Source organism: Mesorhizobium sp. WSM4809, assembly GCF_055811655.1.
Window position 1 is genome coordinate 404,218 of record NZ_JBVVQW010000001.1, and the last position, 14,348, is coordinate 418,565.

A 14,348-nucleotide genomic window follows, 5' to 3' on the forward strand; every position below is an offset into this window, starting at 1 on the left:
GCGCCCGTGCGCAAATGGCTCAAGCGGCGTCGATACTCAGAAATAACCGCTCGACGCGGCCGTGGCTTCCTTCGGGATTTCGACGCCATCGACCAGGATCTTGTCGACCAGTTCGTGGTGGAAGCAGACCAGCCCCTTGATGCGCTCCGCCTCGTGCACCGGCTCGGGATAATACCAGACCAGGTTCTCGTGACGCTTGGCCTTGGTCGTCACGTGATAATAGTTGGAGATGCCCTTGTAAGGACAGCGCGAAATGTAGCGGCTGGGCGCGAACATATCGAGCCGCGTGTCGGCGATCGGCAGATAGTGGCGCACCGGATGGCCGGTCTCGAACAGGAACACGCCGCGGCGTGAATCGGCGACCTGTTCGCCGTCGAGAATGACCTGCACGCGCCGCGACGACGGGAGGCAGTCGACCCGGCGGAACGGATCGCGGGCGTGGACGAAGATCTCCTCGTCCTCCTCGAACCAGTGTCCCATCTTGCTCCAGGTGAACGACATGTAGTCGGATATTGGCGGACAGCCCTTGACCGGATCGAGATAGCGCCAGGCCGCGTCCTCGACCAGCGTGATGCCGGTGTTGAGTGAATAGTGGGTGGCTGTGCCCTTGAACGGGTCCTCTGTCGTCGTCTTGCTCGGCAGCAGGAATTCCTCGCGAACGTCGCCGATCGGGAAGTAGTAGACCGGCAGGTGATCGGATTCGTAGAACACCAAGGCATTGGTCGTATCGGCCACGGTCATCGATCCCACCTGCACACGCAGGCGCTTCTGCGTCGGCATGGTGAAGGCTATGTAGCCCGGCTCGAATTCATACTGCACGATGGTGTCGAGCAGCGGAAAATGCGGCCCACGGCCGCGCAGATGGGGCTTGCGAATGGTAGTCTCCCGTTTTGTTTCTTTTGTCATCGGGCGCTGGCGCACGATCAGCTCAACGACACGCGGTCGAGCAGCAGGCCGGCCGCGATCGGCGGAAGGCCGCTGACATTCTTGCGCACCGGCACCAGCAGATCGGGGAAATAGCTGAAGATGACAGGCGTCTCGTCGAGCAGCAATTTCTGGATGTCAGAGGCGGCAGCGCGCTGCGCGCCGGCATCGAGCGCCTTGAGATAGCTGGTGACCATGCCATCATAGGCCGGGCTCTTGAAATGCGCCGCGTTCCAAGGGCCGTCGCTGACCAACGGGCTCTTGAGGAAGACGTTTGGCACGCTGCGATGCGCGTAGTCGGTGATGCCGAGCGGGCTGTCCAGCCAGTCCGACTGGCCGAACACCGCTTTGCCGTAATATTTGTCCTGGTCCTCGATGTTGAGCGAGATGCGCGCACCGATCTCCTTGGCGAAATTCTGGAACAATTGCGCATAGCCCGGAATGTCGGAATAGCGCAGCGTGGTCAGCGTGATGTCGAAGCCTTCGGCGAGACCCGCCGCCTCGAGCAACTGCTTGGCCTTGGCGATGTCCTGGACGCGTTGCGGCACCGACTTGTCGGTCGCCGGGAAGGCCGGCGCGAACGGGCTGTCATTGCCAGTCGCCGCCATGCCGCGGCACAAGCCGTCGACCAGCTTGGCGCGGTCGATGCACAGCGCCAGCGCCTGGCGCACGCGCTTGTCGGTGAAGGGGCCGGTGTCGCAGCGCATGTGCAACTGGCGGTGCGCGGTCGAAGCGACACGCAAGACGGTGATATCAGGACTGTTCAGCACGACCTGGCTGACATCGAGCGGGACGGCATCGAGAATGTCGACCTCGCCGGCCTGCAGCGCCAGGATGCGCGGCTGCACATCGCCGTAGAACTTGAATTCGAGCCGGTCGGGCAGCGCCTTCTCACCCCAATAGTCGGGGTTGCGGATGAAGGTCGCGCCGACCTTTGGCGTGTAGCTTTCCAACCGGAACGGTCCGGTGCCTTCGAACGTCTTTTCGTAATCGCCCTTGTAGCTCGCCGGCAGGATGACGGCGTTGTAATTGTCGATCGACACTGAATAGGGAAAGCTGCCATTCGGCGCATCGAGATGGAAGGCGACGGTGTGGTCGTCGACCTTCCGGGTGCCGCCCTTCGAAAGAAGGCCTTTGAACACCGAAAGCGCGTTGGAAGCGCCGTTGGGATCGGCCAGCCGGTCGAAGGTCGCGACGACGTCGTCGGCCTTGAAATCCTCGCCATTGTGGAATTTCACGCCCTTGCGCAGCTTGAAGGTCCACACGCTGCCATCCTCGTTCGGCGCCCAGCTCTCTGCCAGCACAGGCTTCAAAGTGAGGTCCGGCTGCGTGATGCAGAGAAACTCGGCGGTTTGGAAAACCAGCTGGTAGCTGCCGCTGTCATAGTAGGTGACGGGATCGATGGCGCCGCCCGGCGTCGCCACGCCGGCGCGCACCGTGCCGCCCGGCTTGCCCTCGGCGCGGGCCTGCTGTGTGCCGAGGCCGGCCGCCGCGACGAGACTGCCCAGGAACGGCAAGGAAAGCCCAAGCACGCTGCCATGGCGCAGGAAGTCACGGCGGTCCATCCTGCCGGCCAGCAATTCGTCGACAGCGGAATTTTCGATTGCAGTGAGTGTTCTGCGAGCGTTGTCGATCATCCGGAAATGCTTGGGCATGGCTGGATTCCTCGCTTGTCTTGGGGTTCAGCCATCTAGTTCATTGTTGACTGCCGCCGGAAAGCGATATTTTTTTGATAGGAGTCATCGAAATTTTCGATGCAGGAGGTGGGCATGGACACTGAGAATCTGCGCAGCTTTCTCGAAGTCGCCACCCATGGCAGCTTCACCGTCGCGGCCAGCCGGCTCAACCTCGCCCAGTCCACGGTCAGTGCGCGGATCAGGGGACTGGAGGATCAGCTGGGACGCCGGCTTTTCGTGCGTGACCGCGATGGCGTCACGCTGACGCCGGCCGGCCGGCAGTTCCTGCCGCACGCATCGTCTATCACCCGCACATGGGAGCAATCACGGCAGGATATCGCCGTTCCCGATGGTTATGAGACCTTGCTGCGGCTGACCGCGCCTGCCTATCTCTGGGACCGCATCACCTCGCCATGGGTCGAGTGGATGCGCGCCAGGCGGCCGAACGTGGCGCTGCGGCTTGAAGGCAGTTTCCCGGATCTGGCGATCGACCAGCTGGCGGAAGGCCTGCTCGACATCTGCATCCTCTATCTGCCGCGACCGCATCCCGGCATTGTCTACGAGACGCTGGCCGTCGATCAGGTCGTGCTCGTCCAGCACGCCGCACAGACCAAGCCATGGACCGAAAACTATATCCTGATGGACTGGGGACTGGAGTTCCGCATCGAGCACGACCGCGCCTTTGCCGGCATGGTCAAGCCGGCGATTTCGGCCGGGCTGGTCTTCATCGGGCTGCAGCACGTGCAGTCGCAGCAGGCCGCCGCCTATCTGCCGCTCAGTGCCGTCAGCGGTCATATCGAGCGCGGCGAGATGCGGCGCATCGACAACACACCGGTATTCCAGCGGCCGATCTACCTCGCCTATCCCTCGAACCCCGTGTCCTCGGATGTTCTGGATGTCGCGCTCACAGGTCTGCGCACGCTGGCCAGGGACTGGGCCGGAGGGCAGGGCTTTTCAGAAGGTGACCGTGCTCTCAGCATGGCCGACCAGATCTGACCGGCCAAGCCACGCGAGCGAGAGCGCTATGCCGGCTCGGTCACGACCGCTCTCTGCAGCCTGGCCAGTTCGGAGTAAGGAATGTGGCAGCGGATGGAATGGCCGGGCTGGGCCTCGCCGAGTGGCGGCTCCTGCTGCTCGCAGATCGGGCCGATCTTGCGCGGGCAGCGCGTGTGGAACACGCAGCCTGACGGCGGGCTGGTGGCGCTGGGGATCTCGCCGTCGAGACGAATGCGTGCCGTATCGGTCTGGTCGAGTTTGGGCACGGCCGACAAAAGCGCCTCGGTATAGGGGTGATGCGGGCCGGAAAAGACATCTTCCGACGGTCCGAGTTCCATGATGCGGCCGAGATAGAGCACGGCGATCTTGTCGGAGAGGTAACGCACCACGGCAAGGTCGTGCGAGATGAAGATGTAGCTGACGTCTTCCTTCGACTGAAGGTCGGCGAGCAGATTGAGGATCGCAGCCTGCACCGAGACGTCGAGCGCCGAGGTCGGCTCGTCGCACACCACGATGCGCGGATTGCCGGCGAAGGCGCGCGCAATGGCGACGCGCTGCTTCAGGCCGCCGGAGAGCTGGCGCGGCTTGACGGCCAGATGCCGGTCGGTGAGCCGCACAGAGCGGACGAGGTCGTTGAGGCGCGCCTCCAGCGCCTTGCCGGAGAGGCCGGCCAGCCGCTTCAGCGCCCGGCCGATCAGATGGCGAATCGAATGCGAGCGGTTGAGTGCGGAGTCCGGGTTCTGGAAGACGATCTGCATCGCCTTGATCTGGTCGTCGCTGCGGTTCTCCAGCCTGGGCGCCAGCGCCTTGCCCTCAAGTTCGATGGTGCCGCCTTCGTCCGGCGGCACCAGGCCGAGCAGCAGCCTGGCGAAGGTCGTCTTGCCGCTGCCGGATTCGCCGACCAGCCCGAGCGTCTCGCCGGGCCGCAAATCGACCGAAACATCCTTGACGGCGCGCAGTGCATGACCGTGGCTGGAATAGGTCTTGTTCAACCCGGCGACGCGCAGCACCGGTGCTGCCGCCGGCTTTGGGGCGGGCGCCACATCGCTCGGTGTGGCACGCGGCAGCGCTTGCGCCTTGTCGTGATGGAAGCAGCGCGACAGCCGGCCGCCCAGATCATAGAGCGGCGGCAATTCGCTGCGGCAGGGATCGTCGGCGAGCGCGCAGCGATCGGCGAAGGCGCAGCCCTTGATGTCGGCCCCGATGCCGGGCAGGAAACCCGGAATGGTGTCGAGCCGGCCCTGATCCTTGCGTTGGCCGCCGCGCGGCAGGCAACGCAGCAGGGCGACCGTGTAGGGATGGCGCGGATCGTTAAACACGACCTCCGTCGGCCCTTCCTCGACCAGCATGCCGGCATAGAGCACGCCGACCCGGTCGCACATGTTGGAAACGACGGCGAGGTTGTGGCTGATGAACAGGATCGAGGCCGACAGTTCCTGCCTGAGCTGTGCGATCAGGTCGAGCACTTCGGCCTCCACCGTCGCATCGAGGCCGGTGGTCGGCTCGTCGAGGATCAGCATCGACGGATCGTTGGCCAGCGCCATGGCAATCGCCACGCGTTGCTGCATGCCGCCGGAAAGCTGGTGCGGGTAGCGCTGCATGACGCTGACGGGGTCGGAGATGCGCACTCGGTTCAGCATCGCAATCGCCCGGTCAGTGGCCGCTCGTCCCGAAACGCCGCCGAGTTCAAAAATCTCGGTCAGCTGACGGCCGACGCGGATCGATGGGTTCAGCGCCTTGCCCGGGTCCTGATAGACCATGGAGACGCTTTCCGCGCGCGCCCGCCTGAGCGCTTCGGCGTCAAGTTTCATCACATTCTGGCCGTCGAGCGAGATCGCGCCGCCGGTGATCGAGCCATTTCTCGGCAGATAGCGCACGACGGTGAGCGCCACTGTCGACTTGCCGCAACCGGACTCGCCGACCAGCCCATAGGCTTCGCCCTGGCCGATGGTGAGGCTGAGGTTGCGCAGCACGGCGCGATTGCGGCCGGCGACGCGGTAGGCAACCGAAAGATCGATGAGTTCGAGCGCGTTTTCGGCCTTGGCGGAGTTAGTCATTGAGCGCTCCGTGAACGCCGTCGGCCGCCAGATTGACGCCGATCACCAGCGAAGCGATGGCGAGCGCATCGAACAGCACCGTCCACCAGAAGCCGCCGCCGATCATGCCGTAATTGTTGGAGATCGAGAGCCCCCAGTCGGGTGAGGGCGGCTGGATGCCGAAACCCATGAAGGAGAGCGTGGCGACCGCGAAAATGGCGTAGCCGAGCCGCACGGTGGTTTCGACCAGGATCGGCGGGATGACATTGGGCAGGATCTCGACGAACATCGTATGCAGCGCACTTTCATGCCGAAGCTGTGCGGCGGCGACATAGTCGAGCTCGCGCTCGGCCAGCACCGCCGAGCGCACGGTGCGCGCGATGATCGGCGCGAAGCTGAGACCGATGACGACGATGACCGTCGTCTTGGAGGTGCCGAGCGCAACGATGGCCAACAGCGCAACGATGACCACCGGGATCGCCATGAAGGCTTCGAGGATGCGGCTGACGACATCGTCGACGAGACCGCGAAAATAGCCGGTAAGGAGGCCAAGCGCCGTGCCGGCTACCGTCGCCAGCAAGGTTGCCAGCGGTGCGACGGTCAGGATGTCGCGCGAACCGACGATGACGCGCGAGAAGACGTCGCGGCCGATCTGGTCGGTGCCGAACCAGTGTTCGGAAGAGGGCGGCGCCAGCGCGTTGATGATGTCGTCGGCGAGCGGATCGTAAGGTGCGAAATGCTCGCCCAACAGCGCACAGGCAACCCAGAACAGCACGATGGCGAAACCGACAAGGAATGTGCGCGAGCGCAGCAGCGAGAAAAAGACCTCCGCCAGCGGGCCGCGCCGGCGCGTGTCGTCTGGTGTCGGAGAGCTGGTTTGGACGGCGCTCATTGATCTGACCCCAGACGGATACGCGGATTGAGCACGGAATAGAGGAAGTCGGCGACAAGGGTGGCCAAGGCATAGACAATGCCGATGGTGAGGATGCCCGACTCCAGCATCGGGAAATCCTTGCCGCGCGCGGCGGTGAAGATCAGCGACCCGATGCCCTGGTAGCGAAACAGCGTTTCGATGACGACAAGGCCGCCGATGAGGTAGCCGGTCTGCGTCGCGATGACGGTGATGGTCGGCAGCAGCGCATTGCGCAGCACATGCCGCCAGATCACCGTGCGCCAGGGCAGGCCCTTCAGCACGGCCGTTCGCGTGTAGTCGGAATCGAGCGCCTCGATCATGCCGGAGCGTGCCATGCGGGCGATGTAGCCGAACAGCACCAGGAACAGCGGCAGCGAGGGCAGGATCAGGTAATAGAGCTGCGTGAAGAAGCCGGCGTCGCGCGGCCATGCGGCCGATATCGGCAGCCAGCGCAGCCAGACACCAAAGATCAGGATCAGGATGATGCCGGTGACGAATTCCGGCAGCACCGTCACCGACAGGCCGCCGAGACTGATGATGCGGTCGAGCGGGCGGTTGAGGTTGAATGCGGCGACGACGCCGCCGAGGATGCCGATCGGCACCACCAGCACGAAGGCGACCGCCGCCAGCTTCATCGAATTGCCGAGCGCATCGATGACGAAAGGCGCGACCGGCGAGCGGAAGATGTAGGACGTACCCATGTCGCCCTGGACGAAGTTGGAGATCCAGCTCCAGTATTGCGTTAGCAGCGGGCGATCGACGCCGAGCGTGTGATTGAGCGCGTCGACCGCGCGCTGGTCGGCGAACGGGCCCAATATGGCGCGCCCGACATTGCCGGGCAGCACCTGGCCGCCCAGGAACACCATGATGCTGAGCAGGAACAGCGTGACGAGCGACAGCGAGACACGCCGGACAAGGAAGGAGAGAATGGCTAGGACTCCTTGTGGAGCCAGCCCCCATGCGGGAGCTGGCTGTTAGAGGATTGGCTTTCCCTTCCGTTCAGGCCTTCGATGCCTTGTCGAGGAACAGCTGCGACATGGCGGTCGGCTGCACGCCGGCCACACCCTTCGCCGTCGCCGTGAGATAGTCGTAGAAATAGCCGAAGATGACAGGCGTTTCCTCGAGCAGCAGCTTCTGGATCTTGCCGGCGTCGGCCTTCTGTGCCTCGAGGTCGAGGGCTGCGATGTAGCTGGTCGCCAGCGCGTCATAGTCCTTGTTCTTGAAGTGTGCCGCGTTCCAGGTGCCTTCACTCTTCAGCGGTGCCGCGAGATAGACGTTCGGCACGCCGCGGTGACCATAGTCGGTGATGCCCATCACCGAATCCAGCCAGTTCGACTTGCCGAACACCGCGTCTCCGTAATAGCCGCTTTGGTCGAGGATGTTGAGGTCGAGTTGGACACCGATCTCCTTGACCCAGTTTTGGATTAGCTGGGCGTATTCGGGGATTTCCAGGTAGCGTTCGGTGGTCAGGGTTATCTTGAAGCCCTGGCCAAGGCCGGCTGCTTCCATAAGCTGCTTGGCCTGGGCGATATCCTGCTTGCGTTGCGGCACGCTCGTATCGGTCGAAGGATAGACGGCGGCGAACGGGCTGTCATTGCCTAGAGCGGAGCGTCCCTTCATCAGGCCGGCGGCCAGCTTGTCGCGATCGAGGCAGAGCGCAATGGCACGGCGCACGCGCGCATCCTTCAACGGACCCTCGTCGCAGCGCATGTGCAGTTGCTGATGGGCCGACGACTTCAGGCTGATGATGTCGACGTTGGGATCGTTGAGCAGAGCGACGCCGGCCAGCACGGGCATCTGGTTGATGATGTCGACCTGTCCGCCCTGCAGCGCCAGGATCTGCGGCTGCATATCGGTGAAGAAGGTGAATTCGGTGCGTTCCGGCAGTGCCTTCGGACCCCAATAGTCTTCGTTGCGGACGAAGGAGGCGCCGACCTTTGCCGTGTATTTCTCTATTCTGAACGGCCCGGTGCCGTCGAAGCTCTTCTCGTAGTCGCCCTTGTAACTCGCCGGGATGATGACGGCGTTGTAGTTGTCGGACGACAGCATGTAGGGGAAGTTGCCGTTCGGCGCATCGAGGTGGAATTCCACCGTGTAGTCGTCGACCTTCTTGGAGGCGCCCTTCTGCAGGATGCCGTTGAACACCGACAGCGCGTTGGACGAGTTTGCCGGATCGGCAAGGCGGTCGATGCTGGCCACGACGTCCTCGGCCTTCATCTCGCCGCCGCTGTGGAATTTTACGCCCTTGCGCAGCTTGAAGGTCCAAACCGTGCCGTTGTCGTTCGGCTTCCAGCTCTCGGCCAGCGCCGGCTGCAGCACCAGATCGGGACCGTCGACGCAGAGAAACTCGGCAACCTGCTGCATGACAAGCAAGCCGCCGGCGTCGGCAATGGTGACCGGGTCGATCGTCGCTGCCGGCACGCTGCTGGCGACACGGATGGTGGCGCCGGGCGCGCCCTGGGCGCGCGCCAGCGACGGCATGCCGCCGAGGCCGGCTGCCATGCCGATACGGCCCAGCAGCGGCAGCGACAGGCCGAGCAGGCTGCCGTGACGGACGAAGTCGCGGCGGCTGACACGACCGTCGACAAGGCCGTCGATCAGGTGATTTTCAAGCGGCGTGCGATTGCGCCGGATCAGGTCGAGAATGCTGTAGTTCTTGCTCATGGGTTTTTACCCTTTCCCCTATTTCTTATGGTTGACGAAATTTCGTGGATTGCTCCATTTTCCCGCCGCCAGAGAGGCCTGTCGACAGGAACCTTAGCATGCGGTTTTGTCCGGTCCATCCAGTCGTGGCGTGGACGCGCCGGCTTCCTGGCTGCACTGCTTCCGCCGTCTAGTTCAGCGGCAAACGGCGATAGGTTCCGGGTTTTGCCGGGTCATGATACTTGTTGCACGGTCCTTTCTCGGTAAAGTCTCTGTGACAGGCAGCGAGGTTCTTGCGCGACAAGGTGACGCCGAGACCGGGACCTTCCGGAACGCGCACGAAATTGTTTCTCGGCGAAAACGGCCCTTCCTCGGTGACATCCATCGGCAGCATGCGAAACAGCGACTGGTTCGGCTCCCTGATCCAACCAAGTGCCGCGCACAGGTGCAGATAGGCGGCACTGCCGATGCCGCTGTCGCCGCTGTAGCACCAGAAATCGATGCCGGCGTGCTCGCAGGCGCCAACGAAGCGCAGTAGCCGGCCGATGCCGCCATGCGTCGTCGGGTTGCCGACGAACGCGTCCGGAACCTTGGTTTCCATGGCGCGCGCAATGTCGATGTTGTGGGTCGAGAACGGGATCGAGCAATGGCGCCGCAATTCGCGCATCTCCTCGATCGTCGCCACCGGATCCTCCCAGTTGCGCACGCCCAACTCTTCCAGCGGGCGCGCCAGCCGCCGCGCGGTGCTGAGTGAATAAGCCTGGTTGGAATCGATACGGATCATCGCATCGTCGCCGAGTTTCTTGCGGATCAGCTCGACCATCCTGAGCGAGACTTTCGGATCTTCGGTCGAGAACTTGCCTTCGAAGAAGGTCGTTCCATGCGTCTCGTGCAATTCGACGCAATAGTCGGCGACTTCCTCGGGCGTCGTCTCGCCCTTCACCTTCGGCCCGTCACCGCGCAGCGAAAAATAGTCGGTGAACGGGATGTCCTTGCGCACGGCGCCGCCAAGCAACTGGTAGAGCGGCTGGTTCCACGCCTTCCCGCGCAGGTCCCACAACGCCATCTCGATGGCGCCGAAGGCCATGATGCGGGTGCGGTCGTTGATCGACTGCACGCCGGTCCAAAAGGGCAGGCAGACATGCTCGGCGCCGGCGATGTCGAAGGCATCGCGGCCGACCAGCCGTGGCGCCAGGACATCGTTGATAATCGCGGCCGCCGCTGGCATCGGCGCTTCGCCAAGGCCAATCAAGCCATCCTCGGTCTCGACCTCGACAATCGTCGGCGAAAATCCGTCGAGCTCGCCGAACACCCAGGCATAGGGCGCTTCGAGGCGCAAATTGATCGGCGTGGCTTTGATGCTGCGGATCTTCATCTCAGCGGCCGACCTCGAAGAAGGGCTTCCCGAGCAAATCGGGAACGACATCGATGCCAAGGCCGGGGCCATCTGGAACGCCCATGCGGCTGCCGGTGACCGGGGGCATGTTCGACGCCGTGCGCACCGTCACCCATTCATGGAAGGCGATGGCATGCAGCCGGCGCTCTTCCGGCGTCGACAGCGACAGATGCGCCATCGCCGCGGTGTCGATCTCGGCGCCGCCCGTGTCCTCGACCGTGATCATGAAGCCGAGGTCGACGGCAACGTCGCGGATCTGGCGCGTCTTCGTCACCCCGCCAAGGCGCGAGATCTTCAGGGTCAGCCCGTCGGCCGCACCCAGGCGATGAATTTCCAGCATCGCCTCGAGCGAGGTGACGGATTCGTCGAGCACCATCGGTTTGTCAAGCATGCGGCGAACCGACATGTTCTCGTCGATCGTCGTGCAGGGCTGCTCGAACGTGTAGTCGATGGCGCGCGTCGCGTCGGCGAACTGGCGCGCCTGATAGGGCGTCCAGCCGGCATTGGCGTCGCAGAAGATGACCGTACCTTTCGGCACCGAGGCGGCGACCGCGGTGACACGCTCGATGTCGTCATGCACATTGCCGCCGACCTTGACCTGTAGCCGGTGGAAGCCGTCCTTGACGATGCGCTTGGCCAGCGCGGCCATGGCGTCGACGCTGCCGTGCGTGACGACCTTATAGAGTTCTGCGGTGTCGCTTTCCTTGCCGCCGAGCAGCGTGACCAGCGGCACGTCGGCGGCGCGCCCCGCCAGATCCCAGCAGGCCATGTCGAGCGCCGACTTGATGTAGGGATGACCCTTGAACACCGTGTCCATCAGCCGGCCGATGCTGGCTAGTCCGCGCGGATCATGGCCGATCAGATGCGGCGCGATCTCGACCACGCCGGCGCGAACGCCGGCCGGGAAGGCTGCCGAGTAAAAATTGCCGAGCGGCGCCATCTCGCCCCAGCCGGTGATACCGCTGTCTGATGCAATGGACACGATCACCGCGTCGAAAGCGTCGGCCTCGCGCCCCTTCGACATGCGGTATGGCCCGTCCACGAAGGGCTGCACGACATGGTAGGCCTTGATGGTTTCGATCTGCACGTGTCTTGTCCGCTGTCTGTGATGGTGGGGAACGGGTCAGGCGCCCCTCGACGGGCGTTGTTCGAGGCCGCGCGCATAGGCAAGCAACTCCTCGAAATCGAGATCGATGTGCTCCCTGGCATGGCGCTGGGCTGCACGCATGTCCTTGCCCTTCAGCAACCGCACATAGGTTTCGTGAACGTCTTCGGCCGGCACCGGCTCATTGCGGGCATGCTGGTGGAGCGCAAAATACATCTGCAGCCGGCTGGTCAGCCGCTGCCAGGTTTCCAGCAGCACCGAATTGTCGGCCCATTCGTAGATCAGGCCATGCAGTTGCAGCGCGGTTTCGATTTGGCGTGTCGTGTCCAACGCACGGGTCGCCTGCTTCACGGCTTCGTGACGCCGGTCGAGCTCGTCGAAGAAGCGCTGGTCGCGCAGCGGCCACGCCCGCTCGATGGCCAGTTCGTCCATCACCTTGTTGAACGAATAGGCATCGTCGATGTCCTTGGCTGTGACCTCGATGACGAAGGTGCCGGCATAGGGGATGCTGGTCAGGATGCCTTCCTGGACCAGTTCGCGCATTGCCTCGCGCAACGGCGCGCGGCTGACCCGCATCTGTTCGGAAATCCGCAGCTCGTTGAGCTTCTGGCCGGGTGCGAGCTGCCCGGTCAGGATCGCGCGCCGCAACAGCGCGACGATCTCGGCGCGTCGCGTCGTGTCCGCAATCGGACTGAAATCCGCTTTCGCCATTCGGCCACTCCCAGGGAAATCGAAAGCAAGACAAGCAGATTGTCGACAATCTAACAAGAGGTCATCTTCGGATTCTTGGGGCCGTTGGCATGTCGGCCTTTCGGTCTCAGGCGGCACGGCCGTAGAAGCCGACCCGCTCCTCGGGGCTGAACATCACGCCGGGCTTTTCATAGTAGGAAAACACCGCGATCATGCGCTCGCGCTCGCCTTCGACCGTGGTGACGCGATGCGCGGTGTTTTTGCCGCGGAAGACATTCAGCGTGCCGGGCTTCATGCGCAGGATCTTTGCATCGGGGTCGCGCCCGTCCAGCAGCCTTGCGACGCCGTCATAGTTGGGATTGCTGTCAGATCGCAGATCGGTGCGGTATTCGAGGTCGCCGCCGTATTCCGCTGCCTGCAGCAGCAGCGTCGTCGTGAATTCGGAACGATCGAAATGCCAGTTCAAAGCTTCGCCGGCGCGATAGGCCATGACATTGGTTCGCGCCAGCGGATCCTGCATGACATGCAGCCTGGTCTTGCCCATCGTGGCCGCCAGGAAGCGCAGCAGCGGTTCGTATTCGTAGATGGCGAGCACGACGCTGGCCGGAATCTGGTCGGCACAGACGGTGTGGCTGATGGTCTCCACCTTGCGCAGCGCCGGATGGTCGGGTGCAAGCTCGGGGATGTCAGGCTTGAAGTAGATGTTGTGCATCCGCTTGTGCACATGCGAGCGCGCGGCCATCACCGGCTGGATTTCGCGCACGGCTTGTTCCGCCACGCCGGGGCGCAAAAACCCTTCCAGATTGAACATGCCGTCGGCTTCGAGCGCGGCGACGGATTGTTCGACAAGGCGCTGCCATTCGGCGCTGCCTTCGCGGTCGAGCGGATAGCGGTCGAGATCGAGGATGTCTTTCATCGTCATGGCTCCGGAGGTTTCGAGCCTATGAGACGGCAAAAAAATCTTTCTCTCAACGTCGAAAATAATTAGGATTGAGCAAGAAAAACTTATGGATCTGTTGTGGAACGGTTGCCGCCGCTGAATGCGATCAAGGCTTTTGAAGTTGCCGCCCGTGCCGGCAGCTTCACCTTGGCCGCTTCTGAACTCGGCGTGTCCTCTGCAGCGGTCAGCCAGCAGATACGCAATCTTGAGAACTGGTTCGGCAAGCAATTGTTCGTGCGCACCGGCAACCGCATTGCGCTCACCGATGCCGGCCACGCCATCTATCCACAGACCGCGAAGGCTTTGGGAGACATCGCCGCTATAGGCCAGCGCATGCTGGAGGGCGGGATGCGGACGCGCCTGGTCGTCAGCGTGCCGTTCTCGCTGGCCGAACTGTGGCTGGCGCCGAGGCTGGCGGTACTTCTCGATGCCTTTCCGCAGATGGCGATCGACGTTCGGGTCGAGGACGATCCGGTCGACCTGATGCGCCAGAACATCGACCTGCGCATCAGCTATGGCGATTATCACTATCCCGGATTGAAACTCGTCCGTCTCGTCCATGACGACGTCCTGCCTGTCTGCGCACCGGAATTCTGGCACCGGCACGGCAATGGCGATACCAGTCTGGCGGATTTGCACGAGAGCCAGTTCATCCACACCAATTGGGGGCCGAACTATGCCTCGCACCCCACCTGGGCTGACTGGTTTGCGGCCTCCGGCGGCAGCCGCTCACCCAACCCGTCGCACGGGCGGCGCGTCGGCCTGTCCAGCCTTGCGATCGCCTCGGCAAGGCTGGGCCTGGGCATCGCGCTTGGCCAGCGGGTCATGGCGCGCGCCGATCTGGCGGCCGGTCGGCTGATTGCGCTCTCCTCCGTCTCGGTGCGCCTCGGGCATCCCTACTGTGCATTCATGCCGCCGGCCAAGGCCGACCGCGCCGATGTTGCCGGTCTGGTGGAACTGCTCAGTCGAGCGGCGCCCCCCCCCGGGGGGGGGGGGGGGGCGCCGCGCTGAAGCCGGGTCCTGACGGGG

The 14,348-nt window shown here is 63.6% G+C and carries 12 protein-coding genes; 2 read left to right on the plus strand and 10 right to left on the minus strand.

Annotated elements, in window-relative coordinates; translation table 11 throughout:
• Window positions 1–36: 36 nt before the first annotated feature.
• Both AC0L24_RS01720 and AC0L24_RS01725 read right to left on the minus strand, forming a co-directional pair.
• Entirely contained in the window at window positions 37–906 is an 870-nt protein-coding gene (locus AC0L24_RS01720) for a DUF427 domain-containing protein (protein WP_127397595.1), read from the minus strand.
• Window positions 907–923: 17 nt separating this feature from the next.
• Window positions 924–2,579: an ABC transporter substrate-binding protein gene (locus tag AC0L24_RS01725; RefSeq protein WP_127811050.1), complete on the minus strand. Its 1,656-nt coding sequence runs from the start codon at window positions 2,577–2,579 to the stop codon at window positions 924–926.
• Window positions 2,580–2,693: 114 nt separating this feature from the next.
• Here AC0L24_RS01725 and AC0L24_RS01730 point away from each other — a divergent pair, with 114 nt between their 5' ends.
• Window positions 2,694–3,596: a LysR family transcriptional regulator gene (locus tag AC0L24_RS01730; RefSeq protein WP_127811049.1), complete on the plus strand. Its 903-nt coding sequence runs from the start codon at window positions 2,694–2,696 to the stop codon at window positions 3,594–3,596.
• Window positions 3,597–3,622: 26 nt separating this feature from the next.
• Here AC0L24_RS01730 and AC0L24_RS01735 read toward each other — a convergent pair whose 3' ends face one another.
• The 8 genes from AC0L24_RS01735 to AC0L24_RS01770 all read right to left on the minus strand — a co-directional run bounded on the left by AC0L24_RS01735 (window position 3,623) and on the right by AC0L24_RS01770 (window position 13,295).
• The gene (locus AC0L24_RS01735) at window positions 3,623–5,653 is read right to left on the minus strand and encodes a dipeptide ABC transporter ATP-binding protein (protein ID WP_127811048.1); all 2,031 of its coding nucleotides are present in this window, start codon (window positions 5,651–5,653) and stop codon (window positions 3,623–3,625) included.
• Window positions 5,646–6,524, minus strand: coding sequence for an ABC transporter permease (locus AC0L24_RS01740; RefSeq protein WP_127398729.1), 879 nt, complete (start codon window positions 6,522–6,524; stop codon window positions 5,646–5,648). Before AC0L24_RS01740 ends, AC0L24_RS01735 begins: the two co-directional genes overlap by 8 nt.
• Entirely contained in the window at window positions 6,521–7,474 is a 954-nt protein-coding gene (locus AC0L24_RS01745; RefSeq protein WP_127811047.1) for an ABC transporter permease, read from the minus strand. The genes AC0L24_RS01740 and AC0L24_RS01745 overlap by 4 nt, the downstream gene beginning before the upstream one ends.
• Before the next feature lie 70 nt (window positions 7,475–7,544).
• Window positions 7,545–9,209, minus strand: coding sequence for an ABC transporter substrate-binding protein (locus AC0L24_RS01750; RefSeq protein ID WP_127811046.1), 1,665 nt, complete (start codon window positions 9,207–9,209; stop codon window positions 7,545–7,547).
• A gap of 169 nt (window positions 9,210–9,378) precedes the next feature.
• Window positions 9,379–10,563: a mandelate racemase/muconate lactonizing enzyme family protein gene (locus AC0L24_RS01755; RefSeq protein ID WP_473563359.1), complete on the minus strand. Its 1,185-nt coding sequence runs from the start codon at window positions 10,561–10,563 to the stop codon at window positions 9,379–9,381.
• 1 nt (window position 10,564) lies between these two features.
• On the minus strand, window positions 10,565–11,671 hold the full coding sequence (locus AC0L24_RS01760) for a mandelate racemase/muconate lactonizing enzyme family protein (RefSeq protein WP_127811044.1): 1,107 nt from the start codon (window positions 11,669–11,671) through the stop codon (window positions 10,565–10,567).
• Between the two features lie 36 nt (window positions 11,672–11,707).
• Window positions 11,708–12,400, minus strand: coding sequence for a GntR family transcriptional regulator (locus tag AC0L24_RS01765; protein WP_023808713.1), 693 nt, complete (start codon window positions 12,398–12,400; stop codon window positions 11,708–11,710).
• A gap of 106 nt (window positions 12,401–12,506) precedes the next feature.
• Window positions 12,507–13,295: a HalD/BesD family halogenase gene (locus tag AC0L24_RS01770; RefSeq protein WP_127811043.1), complete on the minus strand. Its 789-nt coding sequence runs from the start codon at window positions 13,293–13,295 to the stop codon at window positions 12,507–12,509.
• A gap of 102 nt (window positions 13,296–13,397) precedes the next feature.
• Between AC0L24_RS01770 and AC0L24_RS01775 the strand changes: the two genes are divergently transcribed.
• The gene (locus AC0L24_RS01775; RefSeq protein ID WP_473563360.1) at window positions 13,398–14,330 is read left to right on the plus strand and encodes a LysR substrate-binding domain-containing protein; all 933 of its coding nucleotides are present in this window, start codon (window positions 13,398–13,400) and stop codon (window positions 14,328–14,330) included.
• Window positions 14,331–14,348 lie beyond the last annotated feature (18 nt).

What these genes read in the sequence shown, in the direction of transcription:
- AC0L24_RS01750 (WP_127811046.1), bottom strand. Translation starts at nt 9,209, where the DNA reads ATGAGCAAGAACTACAGCATTCTCGACCTGATCCGGCGCAATCGCACG.
- AC0L24_RS01735 (WP_127811048.1), bottom strand. Translation starts at nt 5,653, where the DNA reads ATGACTAACTCCGCCAAGGCCGAAAACGCGCTCGAACTCATCGATCTT.
- AC0L24_RS01740 (WP_127398729.1), bottom strand. Translation starts at nt 6,524, where the DNA reads ATGAGCGCCGTCCAAACCAGCTCTCCGACACCAGACGACACGCGCCGG.
- AC0L24_RS01730 (WP_127811049.1), top strand. Translation starts at nt 2,694, where the DNA reads ATGGACACTGAGAATCTGCGCAGCTTTCTCGAAGTCGCCACCCATGGC.
- AC0L24_RS01770 (WP_127811043.1), bottom strand. Translation starts at nt 13,295, where the DNA reads ATGAAAGACATCCTCGATCTCGACCGCTATCCGCTCGACCGCGAAGGC.
- AC0L24_RS01755 (WP_473563359.1), bottom strand. Translation starts at nt 10,563, where the DNA reads ATGAAGATCCGCAGCATCAAAGCCACGCCGATCAATTTGCGCCTCGAA.
- AC0L24_RS01720 (WP_127397595.1), bottom strand. Translation starts at nt 906, where the DNA reads ATGACAAAAGAAACAAAACGGGAGACTACCATTCGCAAGCCCCATCTG.
- AC0L24_RS01725 (WP_127811050.1), bottom strand. Translation starts at nt 2,579, where the DNA reads ATGCCCAAGCATTTCCGGATGATCGACAACGCTCGCAGAACACTCACT.
- AC0L24_RS01765 (WP_023808713.1), bottom strand. Translation starts at nt 12,400, where the DNA reads ATGGCGAAAGCGGATTTCAGTCCGATTGCGGACACGACGCGACGCGCC.